Origin of the sequence: Olsenella sp. Marseille-P4559, from assembly GCF_900605015.1 — a bacterium.
In the GTDB taxonomy this organism is placed as follows: Bacteria; Actinomycetota; Coriobacteriia; order Coriobacteriales; family Atopobiaceae; genus Tractidigestivibacter.
In genome coordinates this window covers 825,146-842,063 of sequence record NZ_LR027573.1, presented here as the reverse complement: position 1 = coordinate 842,063, position 16,918 = coordinate 825,146, and the positions used below count along the sequence as shown (strand labels likewise).

17 protein-coding genes and 2 pseudogenes are annotated in these 16,918 nt (G+C 63.5%); 13 read left to right on the top strand and 6 right to left on the bottom strand.

Going from position 1 to position 16,918, the window contains the following annotated elements; genetic code table 11:
* Positions 1-269 precede the first annotated feature (269 nt).
* The 4 genes and pseudogenes from E0E00_RS14935 to E0E00_RS03890 form a co-directional block, all read right to left on the bottom strand.
* Complete coding sequence (locus E0E00_RS14935; RefSeq protein ID WP_242622123.1) at positions 270-803, bottom strand: IS3 family transposase; 534 nt, start codon at positions 801-803, stop codon at positions 270-272.
* A 667-nt stretch (positions 804-1,470) separates the two neighbouring features.
* Positions 1,471-1,536: pseudogene (locus E0E00_RS15330) on the bottom strand (hypothetical protein); the annotation flags it as partial.
* 153 nt (positions 1,537-1,689) lie between these two features.
* A pseudogene (locus E0E00_RS14925) lies at positions 1,690-2,216 on the bottom strand (transposase).
* Positions 2,217-2,508: 292 nt separating this feature from the next.
* Entirely contained in the window at positions 2,509-3,459 is a 951-nt protein-coding gene (locus tag E0E00_RS03890; RefSeq protein ID WP_130811251.1) for an AraC family transcriptional regulator, read from the bottom strand.
* A gap of 153 nt (positions 3,460-3,612) precedes the next feature.
* On the opposite strand from E0E00_RS03890, the gene E0E00_RS03885 reads away from it, so the two are divergent.
* From E0E00_RS03885 to istB (E0E00_RS03835), 13 genes are all read left to right on the top strand, one after another.
* Complete coding sequence (locus E0E00_RS03885; RefSeq protein ID WP_130811250.1) at positions 3,613-5,358, top strand: ABC transporter ATP-binding protein; 1,746 nt, start codon at positions 3,613-3,615, stop codon at positions 5,356-5,358.
* On the top strand, positions 5,355-7,076 hold the full coding sequence (locus E0E00_RS03880) for an ABC transporter ATP-binding protein (RefSeq protein ID WP_130811249.1): 1,722 nt from the start codon (positions 5,355-5,357) through the stop codon (positions 7,074-7,076). The genes E0E00_RS03885 and E0E00_RS03880 overlap by 4 nt, the downstream gene beginning before the upstream one ends.
* 57 nt (positions 7,077-7,133) lie before the next feature.
* Positions 7,134-7,721 carry an MptD family putative ECF transporter S component gene (locus tag E0E00_RS03875; RefSeq protein WP_165443542.1) on the top strand — a complete coding sequence of 196 codons (588 nt, stop codon included), beginning with the start codon at positions 7,134-7,136 and terminating at the stop codon, positions 7,719-7,721.
* Positions 7,718-8,410: an energy-coupling factor transporter transmembrane protein EcfT gene (locus E0E00_RS03870; RefSeq protein WP_130811247.1), complete on the top strand. Its 693-nt coding sequence runs from the start codon at positions 7,718-7,720 to the stop codon at positions 8,408-8,410. Before E0E00_RS03875 ends, E0E00_RS03870 begins: the two co-directional genes overlap by 4 nt.
* Positions 8,401-9,789 (top strand): ABC transporter ATP-binding protein, encoded by a 1,389-nt coding sequence (locus E0E00_RS03865; RefSeq protein WP_165443541.1) that lies wholly within the window; start codon positions 8,401-8,403, stop codon positions 9,787-9,789. The genes E0E00_RS03870 and E0E00_RS03865 overlap by 10 nt, the downstream gene beginning before the upstream one ends.
* Before the next feature lie 243 nt (positions 9,790-10,032).
* On the top strand, positions 10,033-10,182 hold the full coding sequence (locus E0E00_RS14295) for a hypothetical protein (protein WP_165443540.1): 150 nt from the start codon (positions 10,033-10,035) through the stop codon (positions 10,180-10,182).
* Positions 10,183-10,191: 9 nt separating this feature from the next.
* Positions 10,192-10,359 carry an AAA family ATPase gene (locus tag E0E00_RS03860; RefSeq protein ID WP_130811245.1) on the top strand — a complete coding sequence of 56 codons (168 nt, stop codon included), beginning with the start codon at positions 10,192-10,194 and terminating at the stop codon, positions 10,357-10,359.
* A 430-nt stretch (positions 10,360-10,789) separates the two neighbouring features.
* Entirely contained in the window at positions 10,790-11,086 is a 297-nt protein-coding gene (locus tag E0E00_RS03855; RefSeq protein ID WP_242622122.1) for a helix-turn-helix domain-containing protein, read from the top strand.
* Between the two features lie 61 nt (positions 11,087-11,147).
* Entirely contained in the window at positions 11,148-11,435 is a 288-nt protein-coding gene (locus E0E00_RS03850) for a hypothetical protein (protein ID WP_207302651.1), read from the top strand.
* A gap of 254 nt (positions 11,436-11,689) precedes the next feature.
* A complete protein-coding gene (locus tag E0E00_RS03845) occupies positions 11,690-12,238 on the top strand; it encodes a transposase (protein ID WP_130811244.1) in 549 nt (182 codons plus the stop codon).
* A gap of 208 nt (positions 12,239-12,446) precedes the next feature.
* On the top strand, positions 12,447-13,034 hold the full coding sequence (locus E0E00_RS15325) for a hypothetical protein (RefSeq protein ID WP_371683369.1): 588 nt from the start codon (positions 12,447-12,449) through the stop codon (positions 13,032-13,034).
* Positions 12,943-13,968, top strand: a complete 1,026-nt coding sequence (locus E0E00_RS03840) for a hypothetical protein (RefSeq protein ID WP_371683377.1) — start codon at positions 12,943-12,945, stop codon at positions 13,966-13,968. The genes E0E00_RS15325 and E0E00_RS03840 overlap by 92 nt, the downstream gene beginning before the upstream one ends.
* Complete coding sequence (istB, locus tag E0E00_RS03835; RefSeq protein WP_130811243.1) at positions 13,943-14,707, top strand: IS21-like element helper ATPase IstB; 765 nt, start codon at positions 13,943-13,945, stop codon at positions 14,705-14,707. Before E0E00_RS03840 ends, istB (E0E00_RS03835) begins: the two co-directional genes overlap by 26 nt.
* A gap of 125 nt (positions 14,708-14,832) precedes the next feature.
* On the opposite strand, the gene istB (E0E00_RS03830) is transcribed toward istB (E0E00_RS03835), so the two are convergent.
* Positions 14,833-15,633, bottom strand: coding sequence for an IS21-like element helper ATPase IstB (istB, locus tag E0E00_RS03830; protein WP_242622121.1), 801 nt, complete (start codon positions 15,631-15,633; stop codon positions 14,833-14,835).
* Positions 15,630-16,868 carry a DDE-type integrase/transposase/recombinase gene (locus E0E00_RS03825; protein WP_130811242.1) on the bottom strand — a complete coding sequence of 413 codons (1,239 nt, stop codon included), beginning with the start codon at positions 16,866-16,868 and terminating at the stop codon, positions 15,630-15,632. Before E0E00_RS03825 ends, istB (E0E00_RS03830) begins: the two co-directional genes overlap by 4 nt.
* Positions 16,869-16,918: the final 50 nt, after the last annotated feature.

Below are 16,918 nucleotides of genomic sequence, written 5' to 3'. Positions count from 1 at the left end.
GCTTTTCAAGAAGGGGCGCGAGGTGCGCTGGAAGGCCCTGTAACACTACAGAAAATATACAAGTGAAAAAGAGGCCGTTTTCCCGGTAAGCACAGGTAAAACGGCCTCTTCAACTGCAAAAGTCAGGATCCATGCCATGCGCCATACAAAAAACGTGGCCCCCGCACCTCGTGAACTGCATCCCGATTCTTGGACGGGCTAATAAGCGGCCTGGGCCGCGCCTAGGGACTGATCCCGGAACTCCTCCGGGGTCAGCCCTCCAGTCTGACCTATCTCCTCCTAGCGTTCCAGTGGACGACGTATGCGTCGAGGTCCCGCCTGAACTCCTCGAAGCTTGGCCACGTCTGGTTCCGGAAGGACTCGTCCTTAAGATGGCCGAACGCCTGCTCCGTCGCGCCGTTGCCGATGCGGTTGCCCTTCCTGGGCATGCTCTGGACGATGCCGGCTGCCCGCAGGCGTCCGCACCGGGAAGCGTGCTGGTACTGCCAGCCCATGTCGGAATGGGGCATCGGGGCGGAGCCCTCCGGCCTCTTCGCCGGGAGCTGGCCCAGCGGCTCGGGCTGCTGGGCCATGTCGGGGCGCGGCGACGTGGGCCAGGCGACGGTCTCCTTGCTGCCGAAGTCGCAGGTCGGCGCGAAGCGGGCCTTGCCCCACGGCCGCTTGGGCTCGGTGGCGTCGGTGCCCGCCTCCTCCCACGGCGCGCCCGCCCGGAAGCCACGCCCGATGACGCTCTCGGACGTCTCGCCGACCCTGCCCCCCGTGCGAGTCGCGCCCGCGGCAGCCGGTCTCCCGGCGGATCCCACGGCTGACGCCCATCTCGCGCGTCGTCTCGGGCACCGTCTTGCCGGCGATGGCCGCGCCCTGCCCGGCGCGCAGGCACGTGGCCACCTGCCGGTGCCCGCGGCCGTTGGCAGTGCGCGAGAGGACCTCTCCCGCGGCCCCCCAGGGCCCGGGCCTCGTGGGACCCTTCGGGTGGGACGGCGCGTAGTGGCAGCTCGATCTCGCCAATCCTGCGCATTCCAGCAGGCCGGCGAGGGGGTGTCGCCCCGAAGGCCCGCTCGCGGCCGCGGCCCTCTCGCGGTTCGAGGGCGCTCCCCCGCCTTCGGGGCCATCGATTTTTTCAGGTGGGCGTTCTCTCCGCCCCGAGCCTCTGCACGCGGCGCCCTGGCCCCTGCTCGCGCGTGGGCCGTGCGGGTCTCGGCTTGGGCCCGGGCGGCCCGCCCTTGGGCTTCGGCCCGGGCGCCCCGGCGCCCCCCGGTAGGCCCTCAGCCACCTCTTGAACGAGGTCGCCGAGCAGATCCCGAACCTCGCCATCGCCCCTGGCTCCGTCATGCCCCCGCCCACGACCGCCCTGACGGCGGCGGCCTTCGTCTCGAACGGGCAGGCCGTCTTCCTAGCACCCATCAGTGCAAGGGCCTCGATGCCAACGGATTCGTAAGCCGAAAGCCATTGTCTCACGGTTTCCTCCGGAACACCCAGCAGGGCCGCGACCGAGGCGCGGCCGTATCCCTCGTCGTACAGCTCGGCGGCACGCATCCTGAGTGCGACATCGCAAAGAGCGTCTCCAGCCATAAAGAGGCCTCCCATTCCTCGTGTCCAAGAAATGGGAGGCAGTTCATCGTGGGCGTCGGGGGTCACGAGCCGGGCGTTCGTCACGCCCCGCTCCCCGAGGCCCTGCGGGAAGCTCCTCTACGACGCGTAGCCCTCCGCGTTGGCGCACGTGAAGCCCAGGAGGTGGCGCCTGCCGCCGTCGCCGACGCCGATGGCAGCGATGGAGGACTCGCCGCGCACGCGGCCGCCGACGCGGCGCCTCACGTAGGTGGCGTCGAGGAGGAGACAGGCGAAGCGCACCGCCGGCCAGTCCCTGGAGAAGGAGGGGTCGACCTCCTCGTCGATTGCGGCGCACAGACGCGAGACCTGGCCCTTGGACAGCGAGTCGATGCCGAACTTCGCGGCGGCCCCCTCTACTCCGCGCATCGACGTGCCGGTCGCGCACGTCCCGGCGACCGCCGCGGCCAGCGCCCGAAGAGCTCCGTGGGGAAGCAGGAGCCGCCCCTGAGCCTGGGCACCCCGAGGTCGAGGGTGCCCGTTGTCTCGAGGCTGCGCCTCCCGTAGCCGTTGCAGCTGTTGACCCTCGACTCCGCGCGGACCCCGTGCTCGGTGCCGCACGCCTCGTCGGCCTGTGTGGGCGCGATCTCGTTGAGGACAGCCGCCATGGTGGCGTTCATCATGTCGCACAGGCTCGATACGCTGTCCGGGAAGCCCATGGGGACGTCCCTCAGCTCCGGGTCCCCGTGGGGTATTCTGTTGCCGTTGGCCATCGTTGCCGTCTCTTCTGCCGATCTTGGCGAACCGACATTCTAGGGCAAGCGGTGGCCTTCTCTCACTCCCCCTCGTACACCACTGTTTTCGACGCAATCGTTTTGCTCGCAGGTCGATTATCATCCTGCGGATTGCCCACCGATTTGAAGTTGTTCTGCGAGCCGAAGACCAGAAATGAAGTGTCCGTCATTTCCCCGCGCGGTAACTGGACGGCGCGATGCCGTAATATCTCCGGAACAACTCGGAGAACCTGCTGGGGTTTGCGTAGCCCACGATTTTTGAGATTTGCGCCAATGGCAGGTCGGTGCTGATGAGAAGCAGCTCGGCGCTGCTCATGCGCTTCTTCTGGATATACTCCGTGATGGTCATTCCATATTGTGCCTTGAACAGGGTCTTGAGCTTGCTCTCGCTCATCAGCGAGATGCTCGAAAGTGTCTTGAGCGAAATCTGCCGGTTGTAATGGTCGGAGATATACTCGGCAATCTCCATGAGTGCCGTGACATCCTCGGGCTTGATCGTCACCCGCTCCGCCGCCGCGTCTGAGATGGCCAGCGTTTCCTGGGCACCTGTGATTCGCGACAATATCTCCAGGATCCTCGCTTCGAAGAGCAGTGCCGAAACCTCTGCACTCTCATTGCATTGCAAGATGTCGTACATCAGCGGACGGATCAAGTCGAACCTCTGCCGCGGGCCTCGTGCAAACGCTGTCTGGACAGCTCCAGCCAGTGTGGGGTAGCGCTCCTGCAGGAAGTTCTCTACGAACGAAGCGTATATGTTAATTGTCAGTGCATAGAGTTCTATGTTGTGGTGGTATATCACTTTAAAAGGGGTATCGGGCGCATACAGCGTGATGGAGTCGGATGACAGGCTGCGGTAGGGAAGGAATTCATCCCCTGAGGCTGTGACGTACAAGACGATTGTGTACAAGGACTCAACTTTGCTTTGGAGCATAAAGTCGCGGGCAAAAGAGAGCCGGTCGATAGCGATGGAGTAGCGGCCCTCCATGCGGTAATACCAACGAAATCCCCGTACATCCTCAAGGTCGATCTCGTATGTCATGCCTGCAGGTCGATATGACCATTCTGCCGGCCTTGCCATAGACAAGAGGCCCAAATCGTCGATGCTCTTAAATGTCATTGCTACCTCGATTAGACAAATATTCTACCTCAAATAAACGGATGTATTCCGCTAAGACCATTTGATTGAGCACGTTGTGCTCTAATGGTTGCTCGTAAACTTTACCTTAACTAACTTGTCTGTTCAATAAAGCGGTAAAATAAGGAGGTAAACATGTTCGAGCTCTATCGCCGGTTATTGGGTTATATCCCAGAGCGCAGTATCCACGCTTGGGTGTCTATCGCCCTTGCCGCAATATCGTGTGCAATGAACATGGTAGCTTACTGGCTTTTGTACCAAACGTTGGTCCTGCTCCTGGTCGGTAACGATTCGGGCCAAGCGGCCAGTTATGCCATGTGGATCGTCTTGGCGATGGTAGCCTACGGCCTGCTGAACATTGTAGCCCTGCTGCACTCCCACTATCTGGGGTTCGGCCTCGAAACGAAGTTGCGCACGTCGGGTCTGAACGATGTGCTCGACGCCTCGTTCTCGTTTTTCGATACGCACCAGAGCGGTGAGGTCAGGCGCATCATCGATGACAATGCGGGTAATACGCATCGCACGGTCGCCCATCTCATTCCCAACAACGTAAGCGCCATCGTTACGCCCGTACTCATGTTCGTTTTGCTCGGCATCATTGACTGGAGGCTGTGCGCCCTGCTGCTTGTCACCATTGCCATCGGCGCTCTCCAATACAAGGCCATGTATGGGCGCCCCGAGCTGATGGAGAAGTTCGGCCGTGCCATGGAGGAGATGAGTTCTGCCTCGGTGGAGTATGTGCGCGGCATACAGGTCATCAAGATCTTCGGCGTCACCGTGCACTACTACAAGGCACTCATCGATGCCATTCGCGAGTACCGGGACAATATCTACCAATATACCCTCAGTTGCCGGCGGCCCTACGTGGGATTCCAGGTTCTATTCAACGTCTTCTATGCGCTGGTCATACCATTTGCGATCTTGTTTATCGTGCAGGGGGAACCCGTCGGCGTCATCCTGGTGAAGGCGCTGTTCTTCTCAATGTTTTCCGGCGTGTGCTACTCGGCTTTCATGGCCGTGATGTTCACGGGTATGGACAACTATCAGGCCAAGCAGGCGCTCAATCATCTGGAAAACCTGCGCAGCGAAATGGCGGCATCTCGTATAACCTCTGGTGACCTTGACGAGATGCAACGCTTTGACGTGGAGTTCCGCGACGTCACGTACGCCTATGGCGACCGCGTTGTGCTGGATGGTTTCTCCTGCACGCTCAAGGCGGGGAAGACCTATGCTCTGGTGGGCCCGAGCGGCGGAGGGAAGTCGACGATAGCCAAGCTCATCTCGGGGTTCTATCCCGTGTCGACCGGGGAGCTGCTGATTGGCGGTAACAGCATCCACGCATACACCGAGGATGCGTTGCTGTGCAACATTGCATACGTATTCCAGAATGCAAAGCTCTTCCCGCACATGAGCATCTACGAGAACGTGCATTGCGGTCGGCCTGCCGCTTCGCGCGACGAGGTGATGCGCGCCCTGGAGGACGCAGAGTGCCTTTCCATCCTTGACAAGTTCTCTGATCGCGAGGCTACGGTGGTCGGGTCGGAGGGCGTGCACCTTTCTGGGGGCGAGGTACAGCGCATCGCCGTTGCGCGGGCTATGCTCAAAAATGCGAACATCCTTATTCTTGACGAGGCCAGTGCCGCCGCAGACCCGGAGAACGAGTACGAGCTGCAGCGCGCCTTCACCAGGCTGATGGAAGGTAAGACCGTCATCATGATCGCGCATAGGCTCTCGGCCATACGAAACGTGGACGAGATTCTGTTCATAGAGGATGGACAGGTAGTCGAGCGGGGCTCGGAGCAGGAGCTCATGCAGGCAAGTGGGCGCTATAGGCAGCTGACTGACCTTTACCAGCAAGCAAACGACTGGAGGGTGTCATGAAAGAGTTGCTTCGAAGGTCGTTCGCGCTGACCGACGATGGGGCACGCGGCCTCATACGGTCGAGCGTCAGCTATTTCTTCTACTACCTCTCGCTCTTGCTTCCGATGATGCTGGTGTTTTTCCTGGCTTGGCAGCTCACGGAGGGGCAAGAGCCGAACATTTGGCTCTACGTTGGCTTGCTAGCCGCATCGGCGGCCGTCATGTATGTGGCTGTCGACATGAATTATCGCGTCTCCTACAACGAAACCTACCGCGAGACGGCTAACATCAGAATCGATTTGGCAAGTCGGATGAAGGAACTTCCGCTCTCGTTCTTCACGCGACACGACGTGTCCGACCTTGCGCAGGTGCTCACAGCCGACGTAGCCGCCCTTGAGCACGCCCTGGCTCACGGGGTTGCCAACCTGATAGGGTTCGTGGCCTACTTCATCCTCGGTGCAGTTTTGATGTTGCTCGGCGATGCACGCCTTGCCCTGTGCATTCTCGTACCCATTGCCTTCTCGATTGCCCTAGTCTACTTGACAAAGCGCCTGCAAGTGCAGATACGCACGGAGCAGTATGCCGTGCTGCGCGAGATATCCGAGGAGTACCAAACCGCCATCGACCTGAGCCAGGAGATCAAAAGCTATCAGCTTAAGGAGGCGTTCAGGGCCCGCATCTCAAGCAACCTCGTTAACGCGGAGAAGCTGCAGTGGGGAAGCGAGCTTGCGCAGGTCATCCCATTGAGCGCAGCCCAGGCCATCACGGTGCTGCCTATCGGTATCACACTTGCCGTGGGCGTGCACCTGCTTGCCCAAGGGCAGGCCACCTTGCTGTTCGTGGTGGGCTACGTGGTTGCAGCGGCGATGTTCTCCCGAGGCGTGAATAACGTGTTCCAGTACCTTGCGGAGATCTTTTATCTCGATGCACGCGTAAAGAAGATCGAGGACATCAGGGATACGCCGACTCAAGAGGGGGTAGGCGATGCGCCGACGCAGTTCGACGTCGCCTTGAGCGGCGTGCGGTACTCCTATGACGGGATGCGCCAGGTGCTTGACGGTGTAACGTTTAAGGCCAGGCAGGGCGAGGTGACGGCGCTGGTCGGCCCCTCTGGGTGCGGCAAGACGACGCTGCTGCGCGTCATCAGCCGTCTGGTGGACTACGACAGCGGGTCGATCTCCATCGGTGGGTGCGACATTAAGGAGATGGATACAGAAGCCCTGTTCAACTGCGTGTCCATTGTGTTCCAGGATGTGGTGCTCTTCAATACATCGGTGCTCGAGAACATCCGCATCGGAAGACTGGATGCCACCGATGATGAGGTGAAGCATGCCGCCGAGCTGGCAGGATGCGACGACTTCGTCTCCCATCTGCCCGACGGCTATGGCACGGCCATCGGGGAGAACGGGGCAAGGCTCTCCGGTGGGGAGCGCGCTCGCATATCCATCGCGCGGGCGTTGCTCAAGGACGCTCCCATCATCATCCTCGACGAAATTGCTGCAGCGCTCGACGTCGAGAGCGAGGCCAGGGTGCAAGAAGGACTGAACAAGCTCGTGGCGGGCAAGACGGTCATCGTTATCTCACATCGCATGAAGTCCATTGAGAACGCCAACAACATCGTGGTGCTCGACAATGGCCAGGTGCAGGCGGCAGGCACTCACGACCAACTTATGGAGGAGTGTCCCTTGTATCGCAGCCTCGTCGAACGGTCGGTCGCCGTGGAACAGTACAGCTATTAGGTTGGGTTGTAGAAATCCATGAACAAGCATGGAAGCATCAGCGAAAGGAGCACGTCTGTGAACGAGAGACTGCAAACGAAGGATTTTGTGAATATCGGCATCTTTGCCGCCATCTATCTCGTGGGATCATTCGTAGTGGGCACCCCGTTTGGGATGTCGGTGGTCGCCTACATGCTCTATCCCTTCGCCTATGCTGTCATCGGGGCCATCATTACGGTATTCTTCATGGCGAGGTGTCAGAAAAAGTGGGCTACGTTCCTGTTCGCGCTGCTGCCGTTTCTGGTATTGCACCTGATGACCGGCCTTCATTACCTGTTACTTGTTCATATTGTGGCGTTCGCTCTGATCGCCGAGCTGCTGCGCCAATGGGCTGGACTGCATACGTACAAGGGCATCGCGCTCGCCCACGTCGCCCTCAGCCTCAACATGGTGGCGAGCTATTGGCAGATTTTCGTGAACCGCGAAGCGTATTATGCGAAGACGTTGGAGACCATGGGCGAGACGTTCGCGATGGGCTATCTGAGCCTTCCCACATGGGTGCTGCCTGTGCTATACGTCTCGGTTATCGTGGGTGCAGTGTTCGGTGTACTGCTGGCTAAGCGCATCCTTGAGAAGAATCTCGAAAAGTCTGGCATCGAGACATGATCTGCGACGGGTGGCTCAAACTCGATCCTCGAACGAAGATTGTGCTGGTCCTTGTCTTGAGCGCGTCCATCGCCTGGGCAATGACTCTGCCTGTCGAGCTGGCGTGCCTGGCGGCCATCCTGTTGCTCAATGTCGCTTCGGGGTTTGCGAAGGATGCACTTAAGCTTGTCGTGCTCTATGCTGCTCTGAACGGGCTGTCTGCGGTGCTGAATGCCGATCTGTTTATCGTGGCCATCTTGGGGACCATCGTCCATCTGGCGTTGGTGTTCTTCCTGCCGTTCTCGGCTGCCGGCTATCTGGTGCGCTCCACTCAGGTGAGCGAGCTTATGGCCTCGATGGAGCAGTTGTACTTACCGCGGGGACTCATTATCTCGCTGTGCGTGATGCTGCGCTACATGCCGTGCTTGCGCAAGGACGTCGAAAACATCGGGGTGGCCATGCACATGCGCGGCATCAGGACAGGCCTAGGGGCCCTGCTTACGCCGATGAAGAGCTTGGAATACGTTTTCGTGCCGCTGCTCTCAGGCGCTTCTGTTATGGCCGACGACCTTTCGATGGCGGCATACACACGCGGCGTCGACATCCCAGGGCGCAAGAGCCGTTACTTCGCATGCCGTCTGGGATGGGCGGATGCCCTCGTGTTCTCGTTGCTTGCTGCCCTTATCGTGTGGAGGTTTGTGTGGACATAGCGATCCATGATGCTATCTGGGAATATCCCGACAAGACCTCGGTTGGGCCGATTGATCTGACCGTAGAGGATGGTGAGTTCGTCGTGCTCACCGGACCCAGTGGATGCGGCAAGACGACCGTCACCCGAATGATAAACGGCATCATCCCGCACCTTCTTGAAGGCCGCCTGGAGGGTGAAGTGCAGCTCAATGGAGCTGATACGATTTCGATGAAGACGTACGACATCACGTCTACGGTGGCATCGGTGTTCCAGAACCCCAAGACCCAGTTCTTCACGACCAATACCACGGCAGAGATCCTCTTTCCGGCCGAGAATCTTGGTATGGGCATTAACGAGATGAAAGCGCGCCTCGACGCGGTGGTCAATCGGTTTGGCATTGGGCACCTCATGGACCGGAGTATCTTTGCGCTGTCCGGCGGTCAGAAGCAGCTGATCTGTCTAGCGGCGTGCTGCATAACCGATGTGCCGTGCGTGGTCCTGGATGAGCCCACCAGCAATCTCGATATCGATACCATCGAGAGGATCGGCGCCATTCTTGCCGAGCTCAAGCAGGCCGGCAAGACCATCGTGGTAAGCGAGCACCGCTTGGATTGGCTGAGCAGCTTGGCAGATCGTGTGATCGTCATGCGAGATGGCCAAGTTGAGCGGGCGTTTGTTGGGGATGAGTTTAAGAGCCTGAGTTCGGTCCAGCTGCATGATATGGGACTGAGGGGAGCGGACCCGCCTGTGCCCCGCATTTCAGCGCGGAGTGAAGACGAACGCGGCGGCCTGGTCATCGAAGAGCTGGATTGCGGATACGGCAAGAAGCCCCTGCTGCATATTCGCGACCTGATGTTTCTACGAGGCAAGGTGACGGCTGTGGTGGGTGGCAACGGCCAGGGGAAGACCACGCTGGGGAAGGCGCTGTGCGGCCTAGTGAAGCCTATACGGCTCAAGGTCACCATGGACGGCTCGCCCGTTCGGCGACGTTGGCAGCGCGATTCCTGCTACATGATCCTGCAAGACGTGAACGCACAGCTGTTCACTTCGAGTGTCGAGAAGGAGATCCTCCTCTCAAATGGTGCATGCGACCCTCAAGAGTACCTGGCTGTGGTGGGGTTGGAGAATAAGCACGAGGAGCATCCGTTGTCGCTTTCGGGAGGGGAGCGCCAGCGCCTTGCAATTGCTGCAGCCTTGGCAGCCAAGAGGGACGTGCTGGTGGCTGACGAGCCCACGAGCGGCATGGACTACCTGAACATGAGGCGCGTGGCCGCGGCAATGCGCCGCTACGCTGACGCCGGGCGCATCGTAGTGCTCATAACCCATGACAGGGAGCTCATTGAGGCGTGTGCCGACGAGATCGTGGTCGTCGAGGATGGCGAAGTGCACCAGACTTAGCTGCCCGTGCGTACGCGGCCTTAGGCGTTGCTCCCTTACATACTTCTTCACTCGTTCACAAGATATATGACTGCCGGAATTTACATTACATGTTACATGAAGCTCGATCGAAACCCTAATCTTTTACATTACATGTTACATGAAGCTCGATCGAAACCCTAATCTAAATGATGCGGCAGAGTGCGATGCTTTTAGCATGCCAGCCGAAAAATACTGCACATGTGAATCGAAAATCGAGGGATTATGAGAATCGAGAGGGATGAATATCTGGAGCAACTGAAGCAGAGGATGTTCAGTCTCTGCGTCAAGATAATCACCGGGGTGCGCCGCTGCGGCAAGAGCTATCTTCTCAGGAACCTGTTCTGCGGCTACCTCCGTGGCGGGGGCGTGTGAGACAATCAGATCGTTGTCGTAGAGTTCGACGACAACAGGTTCGAAGAGCTGCGTGAGAGGAAGGCGCTGCGCGAGTACGTGGAGAAGGCGGCGCCTGACGAGGGCGCCCAATGCTACATCATCCTCGACGAGATCCAGATGGTGGAGGCGTTCGAGAGAGAGCCGTCATATCGCTGAACAACCACGCGAACTACGACGCGTACATCACGGGGAGCAACTCCAAGTTCCTCCCGAGGGATATCGCGACAGGTTTCAGGGACCTCGGCGTGAAGTGCTTGTGCATCCGCTTTCCTACTGCGAGTTCTACGCTGCCTATGCGGGCACAAGCGCTTTGCGCTGCAGGAGTACCTCGCCTACGGCGGCATGCCACACTTGTTCGACGAGCCGGACGAGGCCTCGAAGATGAACCGCCTCCCATTTCTTGGACATAAGAAATGGGAGGCTCCTTTATGGCCGGAATGCTCTTTACGACGTAGCGCTGAGGGTGCGCGCCGCCGAGCTGTACGACAAGGGGCTCGGTCGCGTCCCTGCCCGGCATCCCTGAGGAAACCGTGAGAGAAAACGGCCGGACATCTACAGGCCCGTCGGTATCGGGGTTCTCGTTCTGATGGGCACGAAGAAGGGGGTTTACTCGTTCGAGACCAAGGTGGCCGCCGTCAGGGCGGTCGTAGACGAGGGGATTACCAAGCCAGAGGCCATGGCCAAGTTCGGGATCGCCTCGCTCAGCTCGTTCAAGAAATGGATGAAGGCGTACCGGGAGAGAGGCCCGGAGGCGCTCAGGCCGAAGCCCAAGGGCAGGCCGAGGGAACCGTCCTCGCCGCCGAAGGCGATGACACGGGAGCAGGGGCTCGAGCGGCGCGTCCAGAAGCTCGAGGCGGAGAACGCCCACCTAAAAAATCGATAGCCCTGAAGGTGGAGAAACGCTCTCGAACCGCAAGAAGGCCGCGGCCATCGCCGGTAGGACCGTGCTCAAGATGATGCACGAGATGGGCATCAGCTGCGGAATCCGCCGAGAGACCGATTACCACAGGCACGACTCGTACAAGGGGAAGGTCGGCGAGACGTTCGAGAACGTCATCGGCCGGGACTTCCGGGCAGATGCGCCGTGGGAGAAGACAGGCACCGACGTCACCGAGTTCAAACAGCCTTGGGGCAAGGCGTACTTCGCCTCGGTCTATGAACTGGCTGAGTTCGTTCGACACAAATTGGCGTTCGCTACCGAAAGCACTTGCCTGATGGCGTCCCCATCCTAGCCTCGCGAGGTCGCCTAGGGAAACGCTGAACACATGGTACCGCACAGACGGGCTTCCCGGTCCCATGGGATGTCCGCCAGTGAGACAATGGGTATGTCCACCAGCGAAAACGTCCTATCGGAGGCTCCCCATGGCACGCCAGGCCTCATTCGTGGACCCCGCATTCATGTCCGGCGGCAGGGTGACGAGGAGGAAGGCGTTCCTCGACCAGACGGGCTCCGTCGTGCCCTGGGCGGACCTCGTGGCGCTCGTCGATGCCAAGAGGCCGAGGGCGGGGAGGCGGGGGCGCGCCGTGGGACTCGCTGGCCGTCCGCGAGTTCGTGGGCTCAGGGAACGACGTGCCGGACGCCACGACGCTCCTCAGGTTCCGCCACATGGTGGAGGAGGAGCTCGATCGCAGGATCGAGGGCAGCATCCGCGACAGGCTCGGCAGCCGAGGCCCCCTCATGCACGGCGGCCCCTGCGTCGATGCCACGATCGTGGAGGCGCCGGGCTCCACCAAGGCCGCGAGCGGCGGGCGCGACCCCGAGATGCGCCAGACGAAGAAGGGGGGCCGGTGGCGCTTCGGGGTGAGGTGCCACGCGGCCACGGGCGCCGGTACCGGCCACGTGGCCGCCGAGGCGCTCGCGGCGGTCAGCGTCTCCGACGCGCGCGGGGCCCATGGCCTCGTGCGGGGGGACGGCCGGGCGCCGGCCCGCGGGGCGCGGGAGGGCGAGCGTGGGGGCCCATGCGGGGCGCGCCCTCCGCATCCCCAGGCAGGCCCTCGGATGCTCGGAGGCGCGCTGCCGGGGGACCCGTGTTGAAGTCAAGATAGATTTCACCAGACTAGACAGCGAACCGCCCCCATCCGCACCTGTGTTTGATAGCCTCGGAGTTGCGGGTTTGAGCACCGAAAGATTTCGGGTCCGGGCACGAAAAACCTTCGGGTGTGAGCATAGGCGCGTCGACCACCCGCGGTCGGCCCGACAATGTCGTTGCTTCGGTCTGCGACGTTGGGAGGGCCAGAGAGGAATGATCGACGTGGACAAGATAGAGGATATACGCAGGAGGGCCAGGGGTGGCGAGCCGATCGCGGCAATCGCGAGGGCGGTCGGGGTCTCGGAGCCCACGGCCCGGAAGTACGCGAGGATGGGCGACCTCTCACCGGAGCCGCCGAGGAGGCGCGAGACGGGGAGCGAGCTGCTCGCGCCCTACGAGGCGACAATCGACTCCTGGCTCGACGACGACTGCAGGAACTGGCGCAAGCAGCGCCACACGGCCGTGAGGGTGTACGTGAGGCTCCGCGACGAGCTCGGCTACGAGGGGTCCTACTCCACCGTGCAGCGCTACGTCAGGCGCAGGCGCGAGGAGATGGCCCGCGAGCGCGACCGCAGGGACGCCGAGGGCTTCCTGGCCCTGAGCTGGCTGCCCGGCGAGGTGCAGGTCGACTTCGGCGAGGCGGACTTCAGGGTGCGTGGCGTCCTCACCAGGGGGGAAGTACCTGACCGTCACCTTCCCGCACTCCAACGTGGGGCTCACCCAAGTCTTCTGGGGCGAGACGTCCGAGTGCGTCTGCCAGGGGCTCCGCAACGTCTTCGAGTTCGCGGGCGGCGTGCCTAGGAGGGCGGTCTTCGACAACGCCACCGAGGTCGGCAGGCGCGTCGGGGGCGAGGTCAGGACGTCGGAGCTCTTCCGGCTCTTCGCGGCGCACTACGGGCTCGACTACACCTTCACCAACCCCTGCTCGGGCAACGAGAAGGGCAACGTCGAGAACAAGGTCGGCTTCCACAGAAGGAACCTCTTCGTGCCCGTCCCGTCGTTCCACGACGTCGCCACGTTCAACCGCAGGCTCCTCGGGGACTGCCTGGACCTCAGCGAGGGCAAGCGCCACCACGGGCTCGGCACGCCGGAGTCCGAGCTGTTCGGGGAGGACAGGGGGGCGCTCTCGCCGCTGCCGCCGGCCGCGTTCTCGTGCGTGAGGTGGGAGACCAGGAGGTGCAGCAAGCAGGGTGTGTTCACGATCGGCGGCGTGCACCGCTACTCGGCCGGCCCCGCCTACGCGCGCCGTGAGGTCGCCGTCGCGCTGGGCGCCTTCGACGTCACGGTCTGCGACCGCGAGACCGGCGAGGTGGTCGCCACCTACGAGCGCGAATGGGGCGAGGCCCCGACCGACAGCTCAGACCCGACCCTGCAGCTGAGGCTCCTTTGCATGAGGCCCGCCGGCTGGAGGGACTCGAGCGTGAGGGCATCGCTGCCGGCGGAGCTTGTCGCCTTCTTGGACTCCGAGCGCCCGGCAGGCCTCGCCGCCGACCTGAGGGTGCTGCGCGACGAGAGCGCGGAGCGCGGCTGGGCCGCCGCCGTGGAGGGCATGTCGCGCTCGCTCGCGGCGACGGGCGGCCTCGATCGCGCGAGCGTCGCGCTGTCAGCTGCCAGGGCCGCCGCGGGTGACGAGCGCGTCGGGTACGGCGAGGAGGTCGACCTGGGCGCCTGCGACGGGGCGCTGAGGCTGCTCGAGGGAGGCGACCGCCATGCCGCAGACGAGCTCGGAGCGTGAGGCCGCGCAGGCGGCCTTCCGCGCCGCCGCCAGGGCGCTCTTCATATCCGGCGACACCATCGCCGCCTTCCTCGGCTCCGCGACACCCGGCCAGGTCGCGGCGTGCACGGCGATGCTCGAGTCGGAGATCGCCCACCGCGACAGGGCGAAGCGGGCGCGCCTGCTCAGGCAGGCGAGGTTCCCCGTGCCGAAGTCGATCGAGGGGTTCGACTGGTCGAACGTGGCGTTCCCCGACGACTGGGGTCGCGAGGACATGTGCTCGCTCGCGTTCGTGCGCGACGCGGAGGACCTCGTGTTCTACGGCCAGACGGGGCGCGGGAAGACCCACATGGCCACCGCGCTCGGGATTGCCGCGACGTCAGCGGGCTACCCGGTGAGGTTCTGGCAGACCGCGCAGCTCGTGCTGCAGCTCGGGAAGGCCAAGCGCGAGGGGACGCTCGACGGGCTGCTCGCCGACGTCTCGAGGGCGAGGCTGCTGATACTCGACGAGTTTGGCTACGTGCCCTTCGACGTGGACGGGGCGCGGCTTCTCTATCAGGTGATCTCCGAGAGCTACGAGAGGAGGAGTGTCATATTCACAACCAACATCGAGTCCGGCAGGTGGGGCACGGTCTTCGCCGACGACAAGCTTGCGGCCGCGATCGTGGACCGCGTCGCGCGCCACGGCAGGCTCGTCGAGTTCGGCGGGCCCAGCCACAGGCTCGAGGAGAGCCTCATGCTGGGTAAGTCGGGGAGGTAGGGTCGGCAGCGCGTCCGTGACGAAACCCGAAAAAGTTTCGTGCGCGAACCCGAAAGAACTCCGTGCTCAAAACCGAAAGCAAGATTTGACTAAACACACGCACCAACGTACATTCGCCAGTCCCGTCACCGCGGGGCGCCGGAATCGGCGACCACTGCCGGCGAGGCCCTGTCCTGCGGCGCGAGGTCCTTGGTCCCGTAGGACCTCCCCGTCATGCGTACCAGGTGGCAGTGGTGGCAGAGCCTGTCCGCTATCGCCGACGCCACGACCGGGTCCCCGAAGACCTTCGCCCACGACCCCATCCCCACGTTGGCCGTCACGATGGCCGACCTCCTCTCGTACCTCCTCGAGGTCAGCTGGAACAGCAGGTCCGCGCCCTGCTTGTCCACGTCCAGGCAGCCCACCTCGTCGACGATAGGCAGCGACGGGTGGGCGTAGAGGCGCAGCCGCCTCTCCAGCTGGCCCTTGCCCGCGGCGTGCGCGAGGTCCGAGACGAGGCGCCGGCAGTCGGTGAAGTAGGTGGGCTTGCGGGCGCGGATCGCCTCGACCCCCAGCGCCACGGCGATGTGGGTCTTGCCCACGCCGGGGCTGCCGACGAGCACGACGTTCTCGTGGCGGTCGAGGAGCCCCAGCGTCGCGAGGTCCTCGACCACACCCCTGGGGACCGACGGCTGGAACGAGAGGTCGAAGTCCCTGAGAGCCTTCACGTGGGGGAGGCTCGCCTTCTCGACTCTCCTGTCCAGGTCGCGCTCCCTCACGGCGGCGACCTGCGCGCCGGTCATCTCGAGCAGGGCCTCGGGGAACGGCTTCGCGCCCGTCGCGACCAGCCTCGAGTACTCCGGGGCGGAGGAGGCCATCGCGTCGAGGCCGAGCTCCCCCAGGTTGCCGCGCATGCGCTCCGGCACGCTGCCCTCCGGGCCGGTCACGACCCCTCGCCCCCTCCGGGCCCGCCCAGCAGCTCGAGGTTGCGCCTGGCCTGCGCCTCTATGTCCGCGTCGCCGCCCCAGCGCTCGTCCGCCACCGCCTCGGCGCAGTCGCCCTCGCGGTAGGCTACCGGCCCTCCCGGGGCGGCGGCGTCGTGCGCCGCCACGAGCCCCCCGCCGTCGTAGGCCCTGAGGCGCCCGCCCGGCTCGAGCAGCAGCCTCACGCGGCGCCCCATGCACCCCCTCGGCACCGGGAACTCGCGCCCGGCGCACCTGACGAGCATGGTGGCGGGCACCACCTGCCACGGCACGCCGCCCACCAGCGCCGAGGGCACCGACTCGCGGGGCATGGGCCCCAGGGCCCCCCTCTCCCTCCGGAAGAGCGGCTCCGGCGGCAGGCCGGTCGTGCGGTTCGGCTCCTCGTTGCTCCTCGCGCGCACGCGCGCCATCGCGCGGTCGAGCCCCTCCCAGCCCTCGAAGTCGCCCTCGCAGGCCCCGAGGCGCGACAGGAGGCGGCTCGCGCCCTCGTCCCTGCCCTTGGTCTGCGGCGTCCTGGGCCGGCAGAGCGCGAGCCCGAGGCCGGCCTCGCGCGCGAAGGCGGCGACGCGCCCGTCCCGCGAGCGCCTCCCGTCGCCGCCGAGCGTCGCGACGGCCGGCACGTTGTCCGCGAGCCGCTGCCGCGGCACGCCGCCCAGCCAGCGGATGTCGTCCGCCATGCAGGCCAGCAGGTCGTCCCTGGCCCTGGTCGGGGACCGCACGAAGTGGTGCATCCGGGACCATCCGAGCGTCGAGGCGTACGCGTCGAAGCGGTACCCGCGGCCGGAGCGGTCGCGCATGGTGACGCCCTCCTTCCAGTCGGACTGCAGCTGCTCGCCGGGCGCCGTCCCGAACCTGGGGTGCGCGTCCGGCGCGCCGCCGCGCCCGACGGCTATGCCGCGCCCCCTCAGGTGGCTCGTGAAGGCGTTGTGGCCCGGGACCGGCGGCTCGTCGCCCGCGTGACGCTCGAGCAGCAGCTCGTGGGTGCCCTTGGCCGTGGCTCCCGGCAGCGCCGCCTTCTCCTCGATCTCGTCGCGGCAGCGGTCGAACCCGCTTTGCCGCCCGTGCCTGCCGTCGTCCGGCGAGGGCCCGCCCCCGTTCCAGTACTTCGAGACGGTGTGCCCGTCCGCGCCGTACCTCCTAGCGACCTCCGAGAAGTTCGGCTTGACGCCGCACTCCCTGTCCGCGTTCAGCCCAGCCATGAGGTTCCTCTCCAAGGCCCCCACCCCTCTCCGTCGTCGGTTCGGGGCTG